Origin of the sequence: Nocardia sp. NPDC056564 (assembly GCF_042793755.1) — a bacterium.
GTDB lineage: Bacteria > Actinomycetota > Actinomycetes > Mycobacteriales > Mycobacteriaceae > Nocardia.
Map to the genome: position 1 here is coordinate 155,580 of NZ_JBHTUR010000021.1, position 16,471 is coordinate 172,050.

General features: G+C 68.6%; 16 protein-coding genes and 1 pseudogene. 10 read left to right on the forward strand and 7 right to left on the reverse strand.

Translation table 11 applies throughout. The features are described from left to right. The first annotated feature begins 57 nt into the window (after nucleotides 1-57). Nucleotides 58-1,335 carry a phosphoribosylamine--glycine ligase gene (gene purD, locus ACFQ9K_RS37030; RefSeq protein WP_378714153.1) on the forward strand — a complete coding sequence of 426 codons (1,278 nt, stop codon included), beginning with the start codon at nucleotides 58-60 and terminating at the stop codon, nucleotides 1,333-1,335. Here purD and ACFQ9K_RS37035 read toward each other — a convergent pair. Further along, nucleotides 1,328-2,317, reverse strand: coding sequence for a M23 family metallopeptidase (locus ACFQ9K_RS37035; protein WP_378714151.1), 990 nt, complete (start codon nucleotides 2,315-2,317; stop codon nucleotides 1,328-1,330). The two genes, purD and ACFQ9K_RS37035, sit on opposite strands and share 8 nt — an antisense overlap. Before the next feature lie 99 nt (nucleotides 2,318-2,416). On the opposite strand from ACFQ9K_RS37035, the gene ACFQ9K_RS37040 reads away from it, so the two are divergent. From ACFQ9K_RS37040 to ACFQ9K_RS37060, 5 genes are all read left to right on the forward strand, one after another. Beyond that, nucleotides 2,417-3,580, forward strand: a complete 1,164-nt coding sequence (locus tag ACFQ9K_RS37040; protein WP_378714149.1) for a pyridoxal phosphate-dependent aminotransferase — start codon at nucleotides 2,417-2,419, stop codon at nucleotides 3,578-3,580. Nucleotides 3,581-3,708: 128 nt separating this feature from the next. After that, nucleotides 3,709-4,353, forward strand: a complete 645-nt coding sequence (locus tag ACFQ9K_RS37045) for a TetR/AcrR family transcriptional regulator (protein ID WP_378714147.1) — start codon at nucleotides 3,709-3,711, stop codon at nucleotides 4,351-4,353. 6 nt (nucleotides 4,354-4,359) lie between these two features. Beyond that, complete coding sequence (gene purB, locus ACFQ9K_RS37050) at nucleotides 4,360-5,781, forward strand: adenylosuccinate lyase (RefSeq protein WP_378714145.1); 1,422 nt, start codon at nucleotides 4,360-4,362, stop codon at nucleotides 5,779-5,781. Between the two features lie 229 nt (nucleotides 5,782-6,010). Continuing rightward, nucleotides 6,011-6,433, forward strand: a complete 423-nt coding sequence (locus ACFQ9K_RS37055) for an HIT family protein (RefSeq protein ID WP_378714144.1) — start codon at nucleotides 6,011-6,013, stop codon at nucleotides 6,431-6,433. 136 nt (nucleotides 6,434-6,569) lie between these two features. Further along, nucleotides 6,570-7,529, forward strand: a complete 960-nt coding sequence (locus tag ACFQ9K_RS37060) for an alpha/beta hydrolase (protein WP_378714142.1) — start codon at nucleotides 6,570-6,572, stop codon at nucleotides 7,527-7,529. 26 nt (nucleotides 7,530-7,555) lie between these two features. On the opposite strand, the gene ACFQ9K_RS37065 is transcribed toward ACFQ9K_RS37060, so the two are convergent. Both ACFQ9K_RS37065 and ACFQ9K_RS37070 read right to left on the reverse strand, forming a co-directional pair. Further along, nucleotides 7,556-8,221: a response regulator gene (locus ACFQ9K_RS37065; protein ID WP_378714140.1), complete on the reverse strand. Its 666-nt coding sequence runs from the start codon at nucleotides 8,219-8,221 to the stop codon at nucleotides 7,556-7,558. Further along, a complete protein-coding gene (locus ACFQ9K_RS37070) occupies nucleotides 8,218-9,423 on the reverse strand; it encodes a sensor histidine kinase (RefSeq protein ID WP_378714138.1) in 1,206 nt (401 codons plus the stop codon). Before ACFQ9K_RS37070 ends, ACFQ9K_RS37065 begins: the two co-directional genes overlap by 4 nt. Nucleotides 9,424-9,590: 167 nt before the next feature. Between ACFQ9K_RS37070 and ACFQ9K_RS37075 the strand changes: the two genes are divergently transcribed. Further along, nucleotides 9,591-9,824: a hypothetical protein gene (locus ACFQ9K_RS37075; RefSeq protein ID WP_378714136.1), complete on the forward strand. Its 234-nt coding sequence runs from the start codon at nucleotides 9,591-9,593 to the stop codon at nucleotides 9,822-9,824. Nucleotides 9,825-9,857: 33 nt separating this feature from the next. Here the strand turns inward: ACFQ9K_RS37075 and ACFQ9K_RS37080 are convergent, their stop codons facing one another. Further along, a complete protein-coding gene (locus ACFQ9K_RS37080; protein WP_378714134.1) occupies nucleotides 9,858-10,946 on the reverse strand; it encodes an alkene reductase in 1,089 nt (362 codons plus the stop codon). Nucleotides 10,947-10,993: 47 nt separating this feature from the next. On the opposite strand from ACFQ9K_RS37080, the gene ACFQ9K_RS37085 reads away from it, so the two are divergent. Both ACFQ9K_RS37085 and ACFQ9K_RS37090 read left to right on the forward strand, forming a co-directional pair. After that, entirely contained in the window at nucleotides 10,994-11,377 is a 384-nt protein-coding gene (locus ACFQ9K_RS37085; protein ID WP_378714132.1) for a MerR family transcriptional regulator, read from the forward strand. 89 nt (nucleotides 11,378-11,466) lie between these two features. Then, nucleotides 11,467-13,641 (forward strand): S9 family peptidase, encoded by a 2,175-nt coding sequence (locus ACFQ9K_RS37090; protein WP_378714130.1) that lies wholly within the window; start codon nucleotides 11,467-11,469, stop codon nucleotides 13,639-13,641. An 83-nt stretch (nucleotides 13,642-13,724) separates the two neighbouring features. Here the strand turns inward: ACFQ9K_RS37090 and ACFQ9K_RS37095 are convergent, their stop codons facing one another. Beyond that, the gene (locus ACFQ9K_RS37095; RefSeq protein WP_378714204.1) at nucleotides 13,725-14,120 is read right to left on the reverse strand and encodes a type II toxin-antitoxin system VapC family toxin; all 396 of its coding nucleotides are present in this window, start codon (nucleotides 14,118-14,120) and stop codon (nucleotides 13,725-13,727) included. Continuing rightward, nucleotides 14,120-14,518: a type II toxin-antitoxin system Phd/YefM family antitoxin gene (locus tag ACFQ9K_RS37100; protein ID WP_378714128.1), complete on the reverse strand. Its 399-nt coding sequence runs from the start codon at nucleotides 14,516-14,518 to the stop codon at nucleotides 14,120-14,122. The genes ACFQ9K_RS37095 and ACFQ9K_RS37100 overlap by 1 nt, the downstream gene beginning before the upstream one ends. Before the next feature lie 193 nt (nucleotides 14,519-14,711). Between ACFQ9K_RS37100 and ACFQ9K_RS37105 the strand changes: the two genes are divergently transcribed. Then, nucleotides 14,712-15,413: a DUF2334 domain-containing protein gene (locus ACFQ9K_RS37105; protein WP_378714127.1), complete on the forward strand. Its 702-nt coding sequence runs from the start codon at nucleotides 14,712-14,714 to the stop codon at nucleotides 15,411-15,413. A 26-nt stretch (nucleotides 15,414-15,439) separates the two neighbouring features. On the opposite strand, the pseudogene ACFQ9K_RS37110 reads toward ACFQ9K_RS37105, so the two are convergent. Beyond that, nucleotides 15,440-16,381 (reverse strand): annotated as a pseudogene (locus ACFQ9K_RS37110) (pyridoxal-dependent decarboxylase); the annotation flags it as partial. Nucleotides 16,382-16,471 lie beyond the last annotated feature (90 nt).

A 16,471-nucleotide genomic window follows, 5' to 3' on the forward strand; every position in this document is an offset into this window, starting at 1 on the left:
GTCTGCTGTTCATGAGTGAGCGCAGCTCGCCGCGGGCCTTCACCTAAGCTGTCTGCCGTGCGCGTACTCGTCATCGGTTCCGGAGCCCGTGAACATGCCCTCGTCCTCGCGCTGCGCCGCGACCCCGCGGTCAGCGCGATCGTCGCCGCGCCGGGCAACGCGGGTATCGCGCAGCACGCGACGACCAGGCCGGTCGATCCGTGCTCGGCGGAGGCAGTGGTCGCGCTGGCCACCGAGGCGGCGGCCGACCTCGTGGTGATCGGTCCCGAGGTTCCGCTGGTGCTCGGCGTCGCCGACGCGGTGCGGGCCGCCGGGTTCGCCTGTTTCGGGCCGTCCGCCGCGGCCGCGCGGATCGAGGGCTCGAAGGCCTTCGCCAAGGACGTGATGGCGGCGGCGGGCGTGCGGACCGCGCACAGCGAGATCGTGGACACCCCGGCCGACCTCGACGCCGCGCTGAGCCGGTTCGGGCCGACCTGGGTGGTGAAGGACGACGGGCTCGCCGCGGGCAAGGGGGTGGTGGTGACCGCCGACCGTTCCGCGGCCCGCGATCACGGTGCCGAATTGCTGGAGCAGGGGCACCCGGTGCTGCTGGAATCGTTCCTGGACGGGCCTGAGGTTTCGCTGTTCTGCCTGGTCGACGGGGAGACCGTGGTGCCGTTGCTACCCGCGCAGGATCACAAGCGGGTCGGCGACGGGGACACCGGACCGAACACCGGCGGCATGGGCGCCTACACGCCGCTGCCCTGGTTGTCCGACGAGGCGGTGACCGCGATCGTCGAAGACGTGGTGAAACCCGTTGCGGCCGAATTGGTTCGACGCGACAGCGCGTTCTCCGGACTGCTCTACGCCGGCCTCGCGATGGGCGCCGCAGGCCCCGCCGTCGTCGAATTCAATTGCCGCTTCGGCGATCCGGAAACCCAGGCGGTGCTCGCACTGCTGGAAAGCCCGCTGGCCGAACTGCTCAACGCCACCGCGACCGGCACGCTGGCCGAGGTGGATCCGCCGCGCTGGCGGGACGGCTCCGCGATCACCGTGGTGATCGCCGCCGAGAACTACCCCGGCCGCCCGCGCATCGGCGATGTCATCACCGGGGCAGGCGACGGCGCGGTCGACGACTCCGCCTCGGTGTTGCACGCGGGAACCGCACTGCGCGAGGACGGCGCGCTGGTCTCCGCGGGCGGGCGCGTGCTCAACGTGGTCGGGGTCGGCGCGGACCTCGCCGAGGCGCGCACCAACGCCTACGCCCGCATCGGCTCGATCAAGCTGCCGGGCAGTCACTACCGCACCGACATCGGCCTCGCCGCCGTCGAGGACCGGATCGCCGTGCCTAGCTGAAGGTGAGCCCGTGCAGGGCCAGCCACGGTTGCGGGTCGATGTGCTGCCCCCCGACGATCACCTCGAAGTGCAGGTGCGGACCGGTGGAGTCGCCGCGGTTGCCCACCCGGGCGATCTGCATGCCCGCCGGGACGCGTTCGCCGCGGGAGACGAAGAAGTCGTACATGTGGCCGTACACGGTGATGGTGCCGTCGTCGTGGCGGATCCGCACCCATAGCCCGAAGCCCTGGGCCGGGCCCGCGTCGATGACGGTGCCGTCGGCGACCGCGTAGATCGGCGTGCCGATCGGCGCCGCGATGTCGATGCCCGCGTGGAAAGTGCCCCAGCGCGAACCGAATCCGGAGGTGAAGGTGCCGCGCGCGGGCATGACGAAGCCGCCGATGCCGGGCAGGATCGCGCCGGGCGTGGTGGTCGAGGTGTTGCCGCCCATCCACGGCTGCCATTCGCCGGCCGCCGCCGCGGCCGCCTCGGCCTTGGCCCGTTCCAGCGTGGCGCGGGCGGCGGCGGCGACCACCGCCTGTTCGCGCAGGCGTTCACCGTTGTCGATGGCGTTGAGGAGCCGGCGCACCGACGGCGGGGTGGACTGCAACTGCAGGGGGTAGGCCACGGCGACGCGCTGGGCGTGGTCCGGGTCCGGCGTGCGATCGCTGATCACGCCCGCGAAGGAGGCGTCGCCCGCGGCGAAGACGGCGGTGACCGCGAGCGCGGCCAGCAGCACCCGGTGCTTGCGCAGCAGGGCGAGGATCTGGTCGCGGTCGGGGCGCCTGTCCCATCGCTCGCGCAGCTCGGAGCGCCGCTGCCACAGCTCCCGCGGATCGGCGCGGCGTCGCAGGAGTTCCTGGACGTTGCGCCGATCGAGCAGGACCCGCAGGCCGCGCGCCGGTCGTTCCCGGAGCCGGGCGCGCCAGTCCGGCGGAATGACCCCGATGCCACCCACTCCGCGCACCCGGTCGAGCCCAGCTCGTCGAGCATCCTCGAGCATCAAGCCGACCATAACCCTGGTCGGAGCGGAGCGCACGACCAGGTGGAAAGGCGAGCGTCAGCGCGATGCCGGGATGCGGCACCGTCTACCGTCTGACGGGTGTCCAGAGAATCTCGCCGGTCGACCATTCCACCTTTCTACGTGATGGACGTCTGGAAAGCTGCCGCGCAACGGGCCAGGACGCACGGCGATGTGCTGGTGCTGGCCGCCGGACAGCCGTCGACGCCGGCGCCGCAGCCGGTGCTGCGCGCGACGAAGGCCGCGATCGAAGCCGAATTGCTCGGCTACACCGAGACTTTCGGCATCCTGCCGTTGCGCGAGGCGATCGCCGGGCATCACACCGAGACCTATGGCTATGCCGTGGACCCGGACGACGTGGTGGTCACGACCGGTTCGTCGGGCGCGTTCTCGCTGATCTTCCTGGCCGCCTTCGACCCCGGCGACACCGTGGTGGTCGCTCGTCCGGGTTATCCCGCCTACCGGAACACGCTCACCGCGCTCGGTTGCCGCGTGGTCGAACTCGATTGTGGCGCCGAAACCCGGTTCCAGCCGACGGTCGCCATGCTGGACGCGCTGCCCGAGCCGCCGGCCGGGCTGATCGTCGCGAGCCCGGCCAACCCGACCGGCACCATGATCGCCCCCGCCGAACTGGCCGCCCTCGCCCGCTGGTGCGACGACCACGGCACGCTGCTCATCTCCGACGAGATCTACCACGGCATCACCTATCCCGGCTCGGACACCGCGACCTCCTCGTCCTGGGAGACGTCCCGGGAGTCCGTCGTCATCGGCTCGGTGTCCAAGTACTTCTCGATGACCGGGTGGCGGCTCGGCTGGATGTTGGCGCCCAGCGGATTACGCCCCGCGCTGCAACGGCTCGCCTCCAATCTCACCGTGTGCCCGCCCGCGATCTCGCAGTACGCGGCGCTGCACGCGTTCGGCGCGGAGGCCAAGGCGGAGCTCGACGGTCACGTGCGCCGCTACGCGATCAACCGGCAACTGCTGCTGGACGGCCTGCCGAAGATCGGCATCACCGACCTGGCTCCGGCCGACGGCGCCTTCTACGCGTACGCGGATATCGGTCATCTCACCGATGACGCGCGCGCCTGGTGCGCGGACGTGCTAGACAACACCGGTGTCGCGCTCGCACCGGGCATCGACTTCGACACTGTGCACGGAAATCGGACAGTGCGGTTCTCCTTCGCGGGAGCCACCGCGGACATCGAGCAGGCCCTGGTTCGTCTAGGGCACTATCTGGGTGTTTGATCGTCGTGTCCGGCAACAACTTTCCGCAGTTCGGCACCGTGGCCGCGCGGATACGGTAAAACATCGATGGTTGCTTTTCCTCGCTGATTTCCCCTGGAAGAACTGATGACGACTGGCACGATGGCACGGTGATCACCGCGACGACCCCGAAAGGCGAACGGCGTCGCCAGGCTTTGGTAGCTGCCGCCGCCGAGTTGTTGCTCGAAGGCGGGTTCGAGGCGGTGCGGCACCGATCGGTCGCGACCCGCGCAGATCTTCCGCTGGCGTCGACCACCTACTACTTCGAATCATTGGAAGATCTGATCGCGCGCGCGGTCGAGTTCAGCGGCAACGTGGAGCTCGAGGCGATGCGCCGCCGGGTCGGCGAGGTGAGCCACCGCCGCCGCGGCGCCGAGGCGACCGTCGACCTGGTGCTCGATCTGCTGGTCGGCGTCGACGGACAGTGGCACGACGACGGTGCGCGCGGACAGCTGATCGCCAGGTACGAGCGGTCGGTCGCGTCCGCGCGGCACCCCGAGCTACGCGAAGTGCAGCTGCGCCTGCGGGCTCAGCTCGACGAGTTGCTCGCCGATGTATTGCGCCGCTCGGACCGGTTGGTGCGTCCGGAGCAACTGCGCAGGCTGGTCGCGGTGGTCGACGGCGCGGTGGTCGCGGCGCTCACCGAATTGGAGCCCGAACCGCGCCGCATGGCCCGCGGCGCGCTGCTCGAGGTGATCGATATCGTCGCACCGGCGACGCCCCAGCAAGTGGACCGTTTCCGCGCATTAGACTGACCAAACGTGAGCCTTGTCCCGAACGTTCTTGCCACCCGTTATGCCAGTCCGGAGCTGGTGCGGCTGTGGTCGCCCGAACACAAGATCGTGCTCGAGCGGCGGCTGTGGCTGGAGGTGTTGCGGGCGCAGTCCGAGCTCGGCATCGAGTTGCCCGCGGGTGTGCTCGACGACTACGAGCGGGTGATCGACCAGGTCGACCTGGCCTCGATCGCCGAGCGCGAGCGGGTCACCCGGCACGACGTGAAGGCGCGCATCGAGGAGTTCAACGCGCTCGCCGGACACGAGCACGTGCACAAGGGCATGACCAGCCGCGACCTCACCGAGAACGTGGAGCAGCTGCAGATCCGGCTCTCGCTCGAGCACGTGCACGCGCACGGCATCGCGATCGCGGCCCGGCTGGCCGAACGGGCCGCCGAATACCAGACGCTGGTGATGGCGGGGCGCTCGCACAATGTCGCCGCGCAGGCCACCACGCTCGGCAAGCGGTTCGCCTCGGCGGCCGACGAGTTGCTGATCGCGCTGACCCGGGTGCGCGAGCTGATCGACCGGTACCCGTTGCGCGGCATCAAGGGCCCGATGGGCACCGCCCAGGACATGCTCGATCTGCTCGGCGGCGATCCGGCCAAGCTGTCGACGCTGGAGCAGCAGGTGGCCCGGCATCTCGGCTTCGCGACCGTGCTCACCAGCGTCGGGCAGGTGTACCCGCGCTCGCTCGATCACGACGTGCTCTCCGCGCTGGTCCAGGTGGGCGCGGGCCCGTCGTCGTTCGCCCACACCATCCGGCTGATGGCCGGAAACGAGCTGGTCACCGAGGGCTTCCAGCCCGGCCAGGTGGGCAGCTCGGCCATGCCGCACAAGATGAACACCCGCTCGTGTGAACGGGTCAACGGTTTGCAGGTCGTGCTGCGCGGCTACGCCTCGATGGGCGCCGAACTCGCCGGCGCGCAATGGAACGAGGGCGACGTCTTCTGCTCGGTGGTGCGCCGCGTCGCGCTGCCGGACGCCTTCTTCGCCATCGACGGCATGATGGAAACCTTCCTCACCGTGCTCGCCGAATTCGGCGCCTACCCCGCCGTCATCGCCCGCGAACTCGACCGTTACCTCCCCTTCCTCGCCACCACCCGCATCCTCATGGCCGCGGTCCGGGCCGGCGTCGGCCGCGAAACCGCGCACGAGGTCATCAAGGAGCACGCGGTCGCCGTGGCCCTGGCCATGCGCGAACAAGGCCGCGAACCCGATCTTCTCGACCGCCTGGCCGCGGACGACCGTCTTCCGCTCGACCGCCCCGCCCTGGACGCGGCGCTCGCCGACAAGTCCGCGTTCATCGGCGCCGCCGAAGCCCAGGTCTCCGACGTCATCGCCGCGGTCCAGAAACTGGTCGACCAGAACCCGACCGCCGCGAACTACACCCCTTCGCCAATCCTGTAGCGGGAGCGGCCGTTTCGCCGCGAATTCGCTAACAGGTGTCATAGCCGAACGGTATTGTCCGGCGGTGGCCATGCATGCCTTCGTGGACGTCGAAAACCCGCGTAGACAGCGCGAAACCCGACTGCCCACCGTCCGGAGCGGAGCCGGGTCCACTTCTCCCGGCTATGGACCGGTTGGCTCGGCGGCGGTAGCGAATTTCCGGGTGGGGCGGCGGGCTAGGGTTTCGGGCGTGAATCCGTACACGATTTTTGCCGATATCGTTGCCGGGCGGGCCGAGGCCAGCCGGGTGTATGAGGACGATGATGTGTTGGCGTTCATGGACATTCGGCCGATGACGCCGGGGCATGTGCTGGTGGTGCCGAAGCTGGCGGCGCGAAGTCTGGCGGAGCTGGATCCGGTGGTCGGGGGGAAGCTGTTCCAGGTGGGGCAGCGGGTGGCGGCGGCGCTGCGGGCGAGCGAGGTGGGGTGTGACGGGGTGAATTTCTTTCTGGCCGACGGGGTGACGGCGGGTCAGGAGGTGTTTCATGTGCACCTGCACGTGATTCCGCGGACGCCGGGGGACGGGTTCGGGCTGCGCGGGCGGCCGACGAGTCCGCGGCGGGCGGATCTGGATTATCTGGCCGGCTCGATTCGCGGTGCGCTGGACCGCTGAGCGGCGGTTCCGGCGGACGGCGCGGCACGGACCGGATGGTTTGCTGGATAAAAGCCGGAGAGCAAGGTCACTTCCGTAATAATGCGTGGTGAGCTACCTTTGAAAGCCGTTGTGATGCGGTGATGGAGGTGTGACCATGCGTCGAACGCCAGTTGCTGTGGCAGTGCTGACCGTGGCGCTCGGGGTGGTGGGCCCTGTGGTCGCCGGGCCCGCGACGGCCTCGGCCGCGCAGATCGAGCGGGTGGACAACCTGACCCCGACGCGCGCCGCGGTGTTCATCGATTCCCCGGCCATGGGCCGAACGGTGCAGGTTCAGGTGCTGCATCCGGCGGGCGGCGGCGCGCGACCGGCGTACTACCTGCTGGATGGGCTCGATCCCGGCACCAGCCAGAGCACCTGGACCAACGCCACGGACGCGGAACGATTCTTCTCCGGCGCCCATGTCAATGTGGTGCTTCCGGTGGGCGGCGAGGCCAGCTACTACACCGACTGGGAGCAGGACGACCCGCAGTTCGGCCACTACCGGTGGGAGACCTTCCTGACCGAGGAACTGCCGCCGCTGATCGACGCCCGGTTCAACGGCAACGGCGTCAACGCGATCGGCGGACTCTCCATGGGCGGCAACGCGGCTTTCATTCTGGCCACCCGCAATCCGTGGCTCTACCGTGCCGTCGCCGGCTACAGCGCCTGCCCCGACACCGGGCTGGCGATGGGCGCGGTGATGTTCTCGATCGCCAATCGCGGCGGCAACCCGCTCAATATGTGGGGCGCGCCCGGCAGCCCGGCCTGGGCCGAGCACGATCCGGCGCTGCTGGCAGAACGCTTGCGCGGCAAGACAATCTATCTGTCCAGCGGCACCGGCATTCCCGGCCCGCACGAGACGGAGATCAAACCCCAACTGGCGGAGAACATCTTCCTCGGCGGCCCGGTCGAGTTCGGGGTCAACGCCTGCGTCGTCTCGTTCGAGCAGCGCCTGCGCGGGCTCGGCATCCCGGCCCGGGTCGACTACAGCGCCACCGGGACGCACTCCTGGTCCTATTGGCAGGACACGCTGCACGCGTCCTGGTCCACCATCGCCCCGGCCATCGGAGCATGAATCCATAACCGGTGCACCGAGATTCGCTAGCCACGTCCGGCGTTGAGCACGACGATCGCGATCTGGACCCGGTTTTCGGCCGCCAGCTTGGTGAGCAGCCTGCTGGTATACGACTTCACGGTGGCGACGCTCAGGTGCAACTCCTTGGCGATATCGGAATTGGACAGCCCACGGCCGATCGCCTCGGCGATATCGCGTTCCCGCTCGGTCAGCGTCGTGAGCGCGCTGCGGGCCCGCTCGCGGGCCGCGTCGTCCGTGCTCGGCCCGGCGGTGGCGACCGAGATCAGTTGCGCGGTAACGCTCGGCGAGAGCATCGGCCGCCCCGCCGCCACCTGCTTCACCGCCGCGACGATATCGGCGGGCGGGGTGTCCTTGAGCAGGAATCCGTGCGCGCCGATGCGCAGCGCCCGCAACACCATGTCGTCGGCGTCGAACGTGGTCAGCACCAGCACCCTGGGCGGATCGGCACGGCGCAGCAGTTCGCGCGTGGCATCCAGCCCGTCGCGCACCGGCATCCTGATGTCCATCAGCACGACGTCGGGTGACTGCTCGGCGATCACGGCCAGCGCTTGTTCGCCATCGGCGGCCTCGCCGACCAGGTCCAGCCCGGGATCACCGCCCAGAATCATCGTCAGCGCCGAACGAGCCAGCGGCTCGTCGTCGACGACGACCACGCGAACGCGTGCGGTCATCTGTCGCTCGTCGCGACGGCTGCGGGCCATGGCAGCACGGCCCGCAGCCGGAAACCGCCGGCCGGATCGGGCCCGTAATCCAGTGTGCCGCCGACCAGTTCGGCCCGTTCGGCGAGTCCGAGCAGGCCGTAGCCGGAGGACGGCAGCGCGAGCCCCGGCTGTCGCGAGGCGGCATTGCCGATGTCGACGATCAGATCCTGTCCCGGCCTGCCTTCGATCCGTACTCGTACCGCGGCACCGGGAGAGTGCTTGCGCGCGTTGGTCAGTCCCTCCTGGGCGATGCGGTAGGCGGTGCGCGCGCTGGTCGCCGGGAGATCGTCGGTGGTGGCGTCGGTGATCGACACCTCCATGCCCGCCGAGCGTGCCTCGTCGACCAGCCGGGTGAGGTCGGCCAGCGTCGGCTGAGGTGGTTCCGGGGTGGCGGTGAGCGAATCGTCGCTGGTACGTAGCACGCCCAGCACCTCGCGCAGTTCCTGCAGAGCCAGATGCGCGTTCTCGGCGATGGTCTTCGCCGTGGCGGCGGTCTGCTCCCTGGTCAGGTCGGTGCGGAAACCGAGCGCGCCGGCGTGCATCGCCACCACCGAAATCCGATGTGCCAGTACGTCGTGCATCTCCCGCGCGATGCGATGACGTTCCAGCAGCCGCGCCTCGGCGGCGCGGGCGTGCTGTTCCCGCTCGGCGGTCTCGGCGCGAGAGCGCAATGACCACACCAGATCTCGCCGGGCACCCACCGCGAAGCCGATCGCGACGATGGTGGCGATGGCGGCGGTGAGGACCGCCGTATCGATCCAATAGGGTTGCAACTCGGTCTGTTTCGGATAGATCACGCTGTCGGTGAGCAACCCGGTGCCGATGCTGACGATGGCCAGCGCGGCGGTCTCGGCGTAGCGCCGCCGGGTGGCCAGCGAACACAGCACCAGCGCCGCCGCCCCGTTGGCGGTGACCGACGCCGTGGACGCCACCGTCACGATCGCCGCGATGGCCACCGGGTACCGCCGCCGCAGCAGCGTGAGCAGCATGCACACCACTCCGAGCAACGGGTCGCCGACCTGGAACCAGGTCAGCAGCGCACCGTCGATCGGCGCCATCTCGCCCTTGGTCGAGGACCACGCCAGCAGGCCGATGAGAATCACCGCGGTCATCCGCCAGGCGTGCGACCACAGCCGAAGCGGCGGCGCCGACGAGAGCGGATCGGTGGGCATGACGCGACTGTAGGAGCCCGCGGACCGCCCGCGCATCGGCCTGCAGGGCGAATTCGGATCTACCAAAGGATGAACTGCCCGCCGACCGACGGCCGATGCGCGATGACCTGTCCCGGGGCAACCATGAGGGACGTGGCTACCGGACGAGGTCGGAATTGGAGAGCGTGATGGGTAAGAACGCGTGGATCGGACTGCAGATCACCGGCATGGTCGTGATGGTCGCGTCGGCCCAGGCCGTCATCCGCCTGCTCATCGACCACCGCAAGTCCCAGGTGTGGGGCCTGCTCGACTGGGTGCCGGGCGGCTGGGGCGGTCAGCTCGCGGTGCTGGTCGTGCTGGCCGCGGCCGGCGGGGTGCTCGCCGAGCGCTCGAACAACAGGGTCAAGCTGCTCGAGGCCTGAACCCTGATGTCCGGCTGCGGGTAAACCCCGAAATCAGTGCGACGCGACGGTGGCGGGCTCCCACCGCGGGTAGTCGCTGTACCCCTCGGCGGTGCGTCCGTAGAGCAGGTGCTCGCGGATCGGGGCGAGGGGCAGGTCGTGAGTGATGCGATGGACCAGATCCGGGTTCGAGATGAAGTGGCGACCGAACGACACCAGATCGGCGACGCCGGAACGCAATACGCCCTCGGCCGCCTCCGCCGTTGTCGCCGCACGGTTTTCGCCGACATTGGCGATGAGGGTGCCGCGCCAGCGTGGGCGGAGATCGGCCAGCGCGGCGTAGCTGTCGTTGTCGGTCAGGTGCAGGTAGGCGAGGTCGCGACCATCGAGCTCGGTGACCAGCGCGCGATACAGCGGCGCCGGATCGGCCTCGAACATATTGAACTGCGGGTTACCGGGGGACAGCCGGATGCCGGTGCGCTGCGCCCCGATCGCCGCGGCCACGGCGTCGACCACGGCCAACGGCAGCCGCATCCGGTTCTCGATCGAGCCGCCGAATTCGTCGGTGCGCAGGTTCGTGTTGTCGGCCAGGAACTGATGCACGAAATAGCTGTTGGCACCGTGGATTTCGACCCCGTCGAAGCCCGCGGCGATGGCATTGCGCGCGGCGCGGGCATGATGCTCGACGGCCTCGTGGATGTCGGCCCGGTCGAGCGCGGCGGGCATGATCGGGTCGGCCTTGCCGCCGGCGATCAGATGCACCCGATCCTCGTCCAGCACCGCGGACGGACCGGCAGGCCAGGATCCATCGATCCGGGCCAGCGGGTGTCCTTTGCGGCCGCCGTGCATCAGCTGCGCGAAGATGCGCCCGCCGTTCGCGTGCACGGCCTCGGTGACCCGCGACCATGCCTCGACATGGCGTTCGGTGTGCAGCCCGGGCACCCAGGCCTCGCTCTGCCCGGTCGGATGCGGCCAGATGCCTTCGGTCACGATCAGGCCTGCCGCCGCCCTCTGTGCGTAGTAGTCGGCGACATCGCTGGTCGGCGACCCGTCGGGCAGCGAACGCAGCCGGGTCATCGGCGACATGACGATGCGATTGGGCAGGGTGCGAGTGGGCGTGCGGTATTCGGTCAGCAGCAACATTCCTGTACCGTAAAACCTGACATCAATGTCAGGTCAAGGAGCGATTCGTGCGCATCGGTGAACTGGCCGAGCGAACCGGCGTGAGCGTCCGGTCGCTGCGGTATTACGAGACCAAGGGCCTGCTCGCGTCCGAGCGGACCTCCGGCGGGCAGCGCGAGTATCCCGAGGCCGCGGTGGACCGGGTCCGGCGCATCCAGGAGATGTTCGCCGCCGGCCTGCACAGCGACACCGTCGGCGAGCTGCTGCCCTGCATCCACGACGTGGACGGCACGCCGAACGCGGCCGCCACGCCGTTCCTGGTGGAACGGCTGACCGGCGAACGCGAGCGGATCGAACAGGCCATGCGCGACCTGCAACGCACCCACGACGTGCTGGACAGCGTGATCCACGCGGCGTCCGGCGCCGTGCCGCGCGAGGAGGACCGGGGCTAGCCCGGATTCGGCGAGGTGCGGCGGCTCGAGCAGGGGCGTTGCCGGGTCCTGGCGGGACGGGCGGGGCCCGCGCCGCTACGGTGGAGCCCATGGCTCTCGACAGCGGTACCGGAACGATCTCAGACCTCGACGGGGTGACGGCGCCGATCGCCAAGACGGTGCCCACCGAACGCGTGCATCACGGTGATGTGTTCATCGACGAGTACGAGTGGCTGCGGGACAAGGAGAATCCTGAGGTCATCGCGCACCTGGAGGCGGAGAACGCCTACACCGAGGCGCAGACCGCGCACCTGGCCGGGCTGCGCGACTCGATCTTCGACGAGATCAAGGGTCGTACCCAGGAGACGGACCTGTCCGTGCCGACCCGGATGGGCGACTACTGGTACTACTCGCGCAGCTTCGAGGGCAAGCAGTACGGCGTGCACTGCCGCTGTCCGATCGCGGCCGACGCCGAAGGCATCGACGCCTGGACCCCGCCGCAACTGGAGGCGGGCACCGAGGTGCCGGGCGAACAGATCCTGCTGGACAGCAACGTGGTCGCCGAGGGCCACGACTTCTTCGCGCTCGGCGCGTTCTCGCTCAGCCACGACGGCAACCTGCTCGCCTACTCGGTGGACACGGTCGGTGACGAGCGGTATGTGCTGCGGTTCAAGGACCTGCGCACCGGCGAGATGCTCGCCGACGCGATCGCCGAGACGGCTCCCGGCGCGACCTGGTCGCTGGACGGCACGCACGTCTTCTATCAAACGGTGGACGAGTCCTGGCGGCCCGACACCGTGTGGCGGCACCGGCTCGGCAGCCCGACCGCGACCGACGTGAAGGTGTTCCACGAGCCGGACGAGCGCTACTGGGTGAGCATCACCTCGACCCGCTCGGAGAAGTACCTGATGATCTGGGTCGGTTCCAAGATCACCACCGAGGGCTGGGTGCTCGAATCCGACGATCCGGAGGGCGAATTCCGGGTGATCCTGCCGCGCCGCGAGGGGGTCGAGTACTCGGCCGAGCACGCGGTGGTCGGCGGCGAGGATCGGTTCCTGATCCTGCACAACGACGTGGTCGACGGGGTGAAGGCGGAGAACTTCGTGCTCGCCGACGCACCGGTCGCCGATCCGTCGGACCAGACCCTGCTGATCGAGCACCGCGACGACGTGCGGCTCGAAGACGTCGACGCCTACTCCGATCACCTGGTGCTGAGCTACCGGCGCGAGGCGCTGACCCGGGTCGCGGTGTGGCCGCTGACCGACAGCGGTTACGGCGAACGGCGCGAGCTGGACTTCGATCTGGAGTTGTTCGCGGTCGGCGCGGGCGCCAACCCGGAGTGGGCGCAGCCGACCCTGCGCATCGGGCTGACCTCGTTCATCACCCCGGTGCAGGTGTTCGACTACGTGCCCGCCACCGGTGATCTGCTGCTGCGCAAGGAGCAGCCGGTGCTCGGCGGCTACGACGCGAACGACTATGAGCAGCACCGGGATTGGGCGGTCGCCGCGGACGGCACCCGGATTCCGATCTCGCTGGTGTGGAAGAAGGGGCTGGCGCTGGATTCGCCGAAGCCCCTGCTGCTCTACGGATACGGCTCCTACGAGGCGAGCATGGATCCGTCCTTCTCCGTCTCCCGGCTGTCGCTGCTGGATCGTGGCATGGTGTTCGCGGTCGCGCACGTGCGCGGCGGCGGTGAGATGGGCAGGCTCTGGTACGAGAACGGCAAGACGCTCACCAAGAAGAACACCTTCACCGACTTCGTCTCCTGCGCACGGCATTTGATCGAGACCGGGAAGACCGCGGCGGACCGGCTGATCGCCGACGGCGGCAGCGCGGGCGGGCTGCTGATGGGCGCGGTGGCGAACCTGGCGCCGGAGCTGTTCGCCGGCATCCTGGCCAACGTTCCGTTCGTCGATCCGCTCACCTCGATCCTCGATCCGTCCCTGCCACTGACCGTCATCGAATGGGACGAGTGGGGTAACCCATTGGCGGACAAGGACGTCTACGACTACATGAAGTCCTACGCCCCGTACGAGAACGTCGAGGCCAAGGACTACCCGGCGATCCTGGCGATCACCAGCCTCAACGACACCCGCGTGCTCTACGTCGAACCCGCCAAGTGGGTCGCGAAGCTGCGCGCCACCAAGACCGGCGACGCACAGCTGCTGCTGAAGACGGAGATGAGCGCGGGGCACGGCGGGGTCAGCGGCCGGTACGAGAAGTGGAAGGAAGTCGCCTTCGAGTACGCGTGGGTGCTGGACCGGGTCGGCCTGGCGGACGCGTAGTCGGGTAGTGGGAGGCCGGTCGCACAGCCCCGGCCTCCCACTAGAGGTCCTCCTGAATACTCGAATCTACCGGTGCACCTCGTCTATTTCTTGCCGGGCATCGCGACCGGTAGTCCCAAATGATGGGCGACGTCTGCCATTCGATCGTCATAAGTGACCAGCGCTAGTAGTTCTTGTTCCAACTGCATCGCACTAGCCACGTGAATGGCGTCCGCGGACTTCAACCGCTGCGGAAGGTACGCGGCAAGGTCGCATACTCGATTGGTCACTGGGATTTTCAAGTATCTATTGTTCAAGTCGCGCATCAGCCCCGGATAGTCACCGTAGCTGTCGCATCCGCGTATCGACTCCACGAATCCGATCGCGCTGGTGGCCAACTGCGCCGAGAGGTGCTGCTCGGTGAACAGATTCAGCTCACTTGCGTACTTCCGTCCAGTTGTCTCGGTGATGATCGCCGATGCGTCGAGATAGAGGATCATCACCGCCACGGCCCCTCCAAGTCGTCGCCGTATACCGCGGCGTTCGCTTCCCGTGGATCTTCGCCCGCTGCGAGTCGTCGCAGCAGTTCTTCACGCTGCTCTTCCTCCCGGTCCCACCTGGCCATCGCGGCGTCGCCTGCTGCGTAGTCCACAACCACGTCTTTGTACCGGTCCTTGAAGTCGGCGAGCATCTCGCCGACTGTTTTGGCTCCGCCCGGCGGCGGGACGATTACTCCTTGTGCTACCAACCTGTCGTATGTACTCATCTCCTCGAATGGTGGCGAGAGAACGGCAATGGTCTTACCGTGTTTGGTCACTTGGATCGTTTCCCCCTGCTCTACTTCAGCGAGTATCGCGCTCGGGTTGTAAGAGAATTCCCTGACAGAAACTGTCCGCATCCGAATAAATCCCCTCGATCGAGGGTCCAACGGGCTGATTCGGCGAATGCCGCGCCCGAACGTGCTTACCTGAGGGTACAACATGTAGGCACATCGGCGGAAGCGGTTTTCCGCGAGAACGTGTGCCAAGGTGTTCGTCGCCCGGTCATCCCGCCTGCACGCCCAGTACACCTGTGCCTGGCACCGTTGGTTCATGAACGCTGAGCTGGTCGTATCCATTTCCGGGATCCGGGACACCACTCGGGACGCGGCGATCGAGTTCGCCGCGGAACTCGATCAGCGTGGTGTGCCACTGTCGCTGCTCGTGGCACCCCGGTTGAAGGGCAAGTACAAGCTGGTCGAGGATCCCGCGACGCAGGCGTGGCTGCGCGGGCGCCGGGCCCGCGGCGACGCGATCGTGCTGCACGGCTACGACCAGGCGGCGACCAAGCGCAGGCGGGCCGAATTCGCCACGCTGCCAAGGCATGAGGCGCGGCTACGGCTCATGGCGGCGGATCGGGTGATGGAGCGGGTGGAGTTGCGCACCCGGCTGTTCGCCGCGCCGCGCTGGGACGCGTCGGCGGGCGCCATCGAGGCGCTGCCCGAGGTCGGCTTCCGGGTCGCGCTCGGCCTGACCTCGATCCTGGACCTGGAACACAATGTGGCACAGAAGGTTCGGGTGTACGGGATCGGTGAGGGCTTCCGCGCCGAACCGTGGTGGTGCCGGGCACTGGTGATGGGCGCCGCCCGGACGGCGCGTCGCGGCGGCATGCTGCGGCTCGCGGTGTCGGCCGCGCAACTGGAACGTTCCGGCCCGCGTCAGGCCATGCTCGACGCCGTAGATCTCGCCCTGTTTCATGGCGCGACCGGCGCCGTCTACCGCTGGGAACCGCCGGCCATCGCGCGCGCGGCCTGAAAGACGCTGCCTCGCACTGGGCTCGATCAGGCGGGGTCGGACTTCTCGCTCGGCACGGCGGCCCGCGCGCTGTGCGTGAAACCGCCCGCTTCCTGCTGGGTGAGCGAGGTCGAGAACGGATGCCGCGCCAGCTGTTTCATGCACCGCTCGACATCGGCGAGCAGCAGATCGGCCAGGTCGACGGTGAAGCCGTGCCGGATCACCGCGCGCATGATCGTCTCGTCCGCCCGGTCCGCGGGCAGCGGATAGGCGGCGATCAGCCAGCCGCGGCTGCGCAGCCGATCCGACAGGTCGTACAGGCTGAAGCCGGGATCACCGGTCAGCCGCCACGCCACCGCGGTGATGCCCCGGTGCGGATTGCCGTCGTGGATCAGCTCGAACGGCCCGAGCTCGCGCAGGCCGGCCGCCAGTTGCTTGGCCGCGCGATAGATGGCCGACTGGACGCGGGTGTATCCGGCCCGGCCCAGGCGGATGAACTCGTAGTACTGCGTGATCGCCTGCCCGCCCGGCCGGGAGAAATTCAGGTTGAAGGTGCCGACGCTGCCGCCGAGATAGTCCACGTCGAAGATCAGTTCGGCGGGCAGGTCGGCCGCCTCGCGCCAGATCGCCCAGCCCACGCCGAGGGGTGCCAGGCCGGTCTTGTGCCCGGAGGCGTTGATCGATTTCACCCGCGGCAGCCGGAAATCCCACACCAACTCGGCGGCGGTGAACGGGGCGAGGAAGCCGCCGCTCGCCGCGTCCACGTGGATCGGGATATCGAGCCCGCTCGCCTCCTGCAGCCGATCGAGCGCGCCGCTGATCCCCGCGACATCCTCGAACAGCCCGGTGAAGGTCTGGCCGAAGGTGGGCACCACCATGATGGTTCGCTCGTCGCAATAGGCGGCCACGTCGTCCGGATGCATGGTCAGGCGGTCCCCGCGCAGCGGAATCTGCCGGATCTCGACGTCGAAGTACCTCGCGAATTTCTCCCAGGTGACTTGTCAATACAGGGGGTATAGACTGTTTCGTCATGACGAGGCGATCCCGCAGGTCAGCGGCAGAAATAGTGCGAGCGATCA

Bases quoted from the DNA above. Each gene is read 5' to 3' on its own strand.
- ACFQ9K_RS37105 (WP_378714127.1), top strand. From the start codon at position 14,712: ATGAACGCTGAGCTGGTCGTATCCATTTCCGGGATCCGGGACACCACT.
- ACFQ9K_RS37095 (WP_378714204.1), bottom strand. From the start codon at position 14,120: ATGATCCTCTATCTCGACGCATCGGCGATCATCACCGAGACAACTGGA.
- ACFQ9K_RS37080 (WP_378714134.1), bottom strand. From the start codon at position 10,946: ATGTTGCTGCTGACCGAATACCGCACGCCCACTCGCACCCTGCCCAAT.
- ACFQ9K_RS37065 (WP_378714140.1), bottom strand. From the start codon at position 8,221: ATGACCGCACGCGTTCGCGTGGTCGTCGTCGACGACGAGCCGCTGGCT.
- ACFQ9K_RS37100 (WP_378714128.1), bottom strand. From the start codon at position 14,518: ATGCGGACAGTTTCTGTCAGGGAATTCTCTTACAACCCGAGCGCGATA.
- ACFQ9K_RS37090 (WP_378714130.1), top strand. From the start codon at position 11,467: ATGGCTCTCGACAGCGGTACCGGAACGATCTCAGACCTCGACGGGGTG.
- ACFQ9K_RS37075 (WP_378714136.1), top strand. From the start codon at position 9,591: ATGGGTAAGAACGCGTGGATCGGACTGCAGATCACCGGCATGGTCGTG.
- ACFQ9K_RS37070 (WP_378714138.1), bottom strand. From the start codon at position 9,423: ATGCCCACCGATCCGCTCTCGTCGGCGCCGCCGCTTCGGCTGTGGTCG.
- ACFQ9K_RS37060 (WP_378714142.1), top strand. From the start codon at position 6,570: ATGCGTCGAACGCCAGTTGCTGTGGCAGTGCTGACCGTGGCGCTCGGG.
- ACFQ9K_RS37035 (WP_378714151.1), bottom strand. From the start codon at position 2,317: ATGCTCGAGGATGCTCGACGAGCTGGGCTCGACCGGGTGCGCGGAGTG.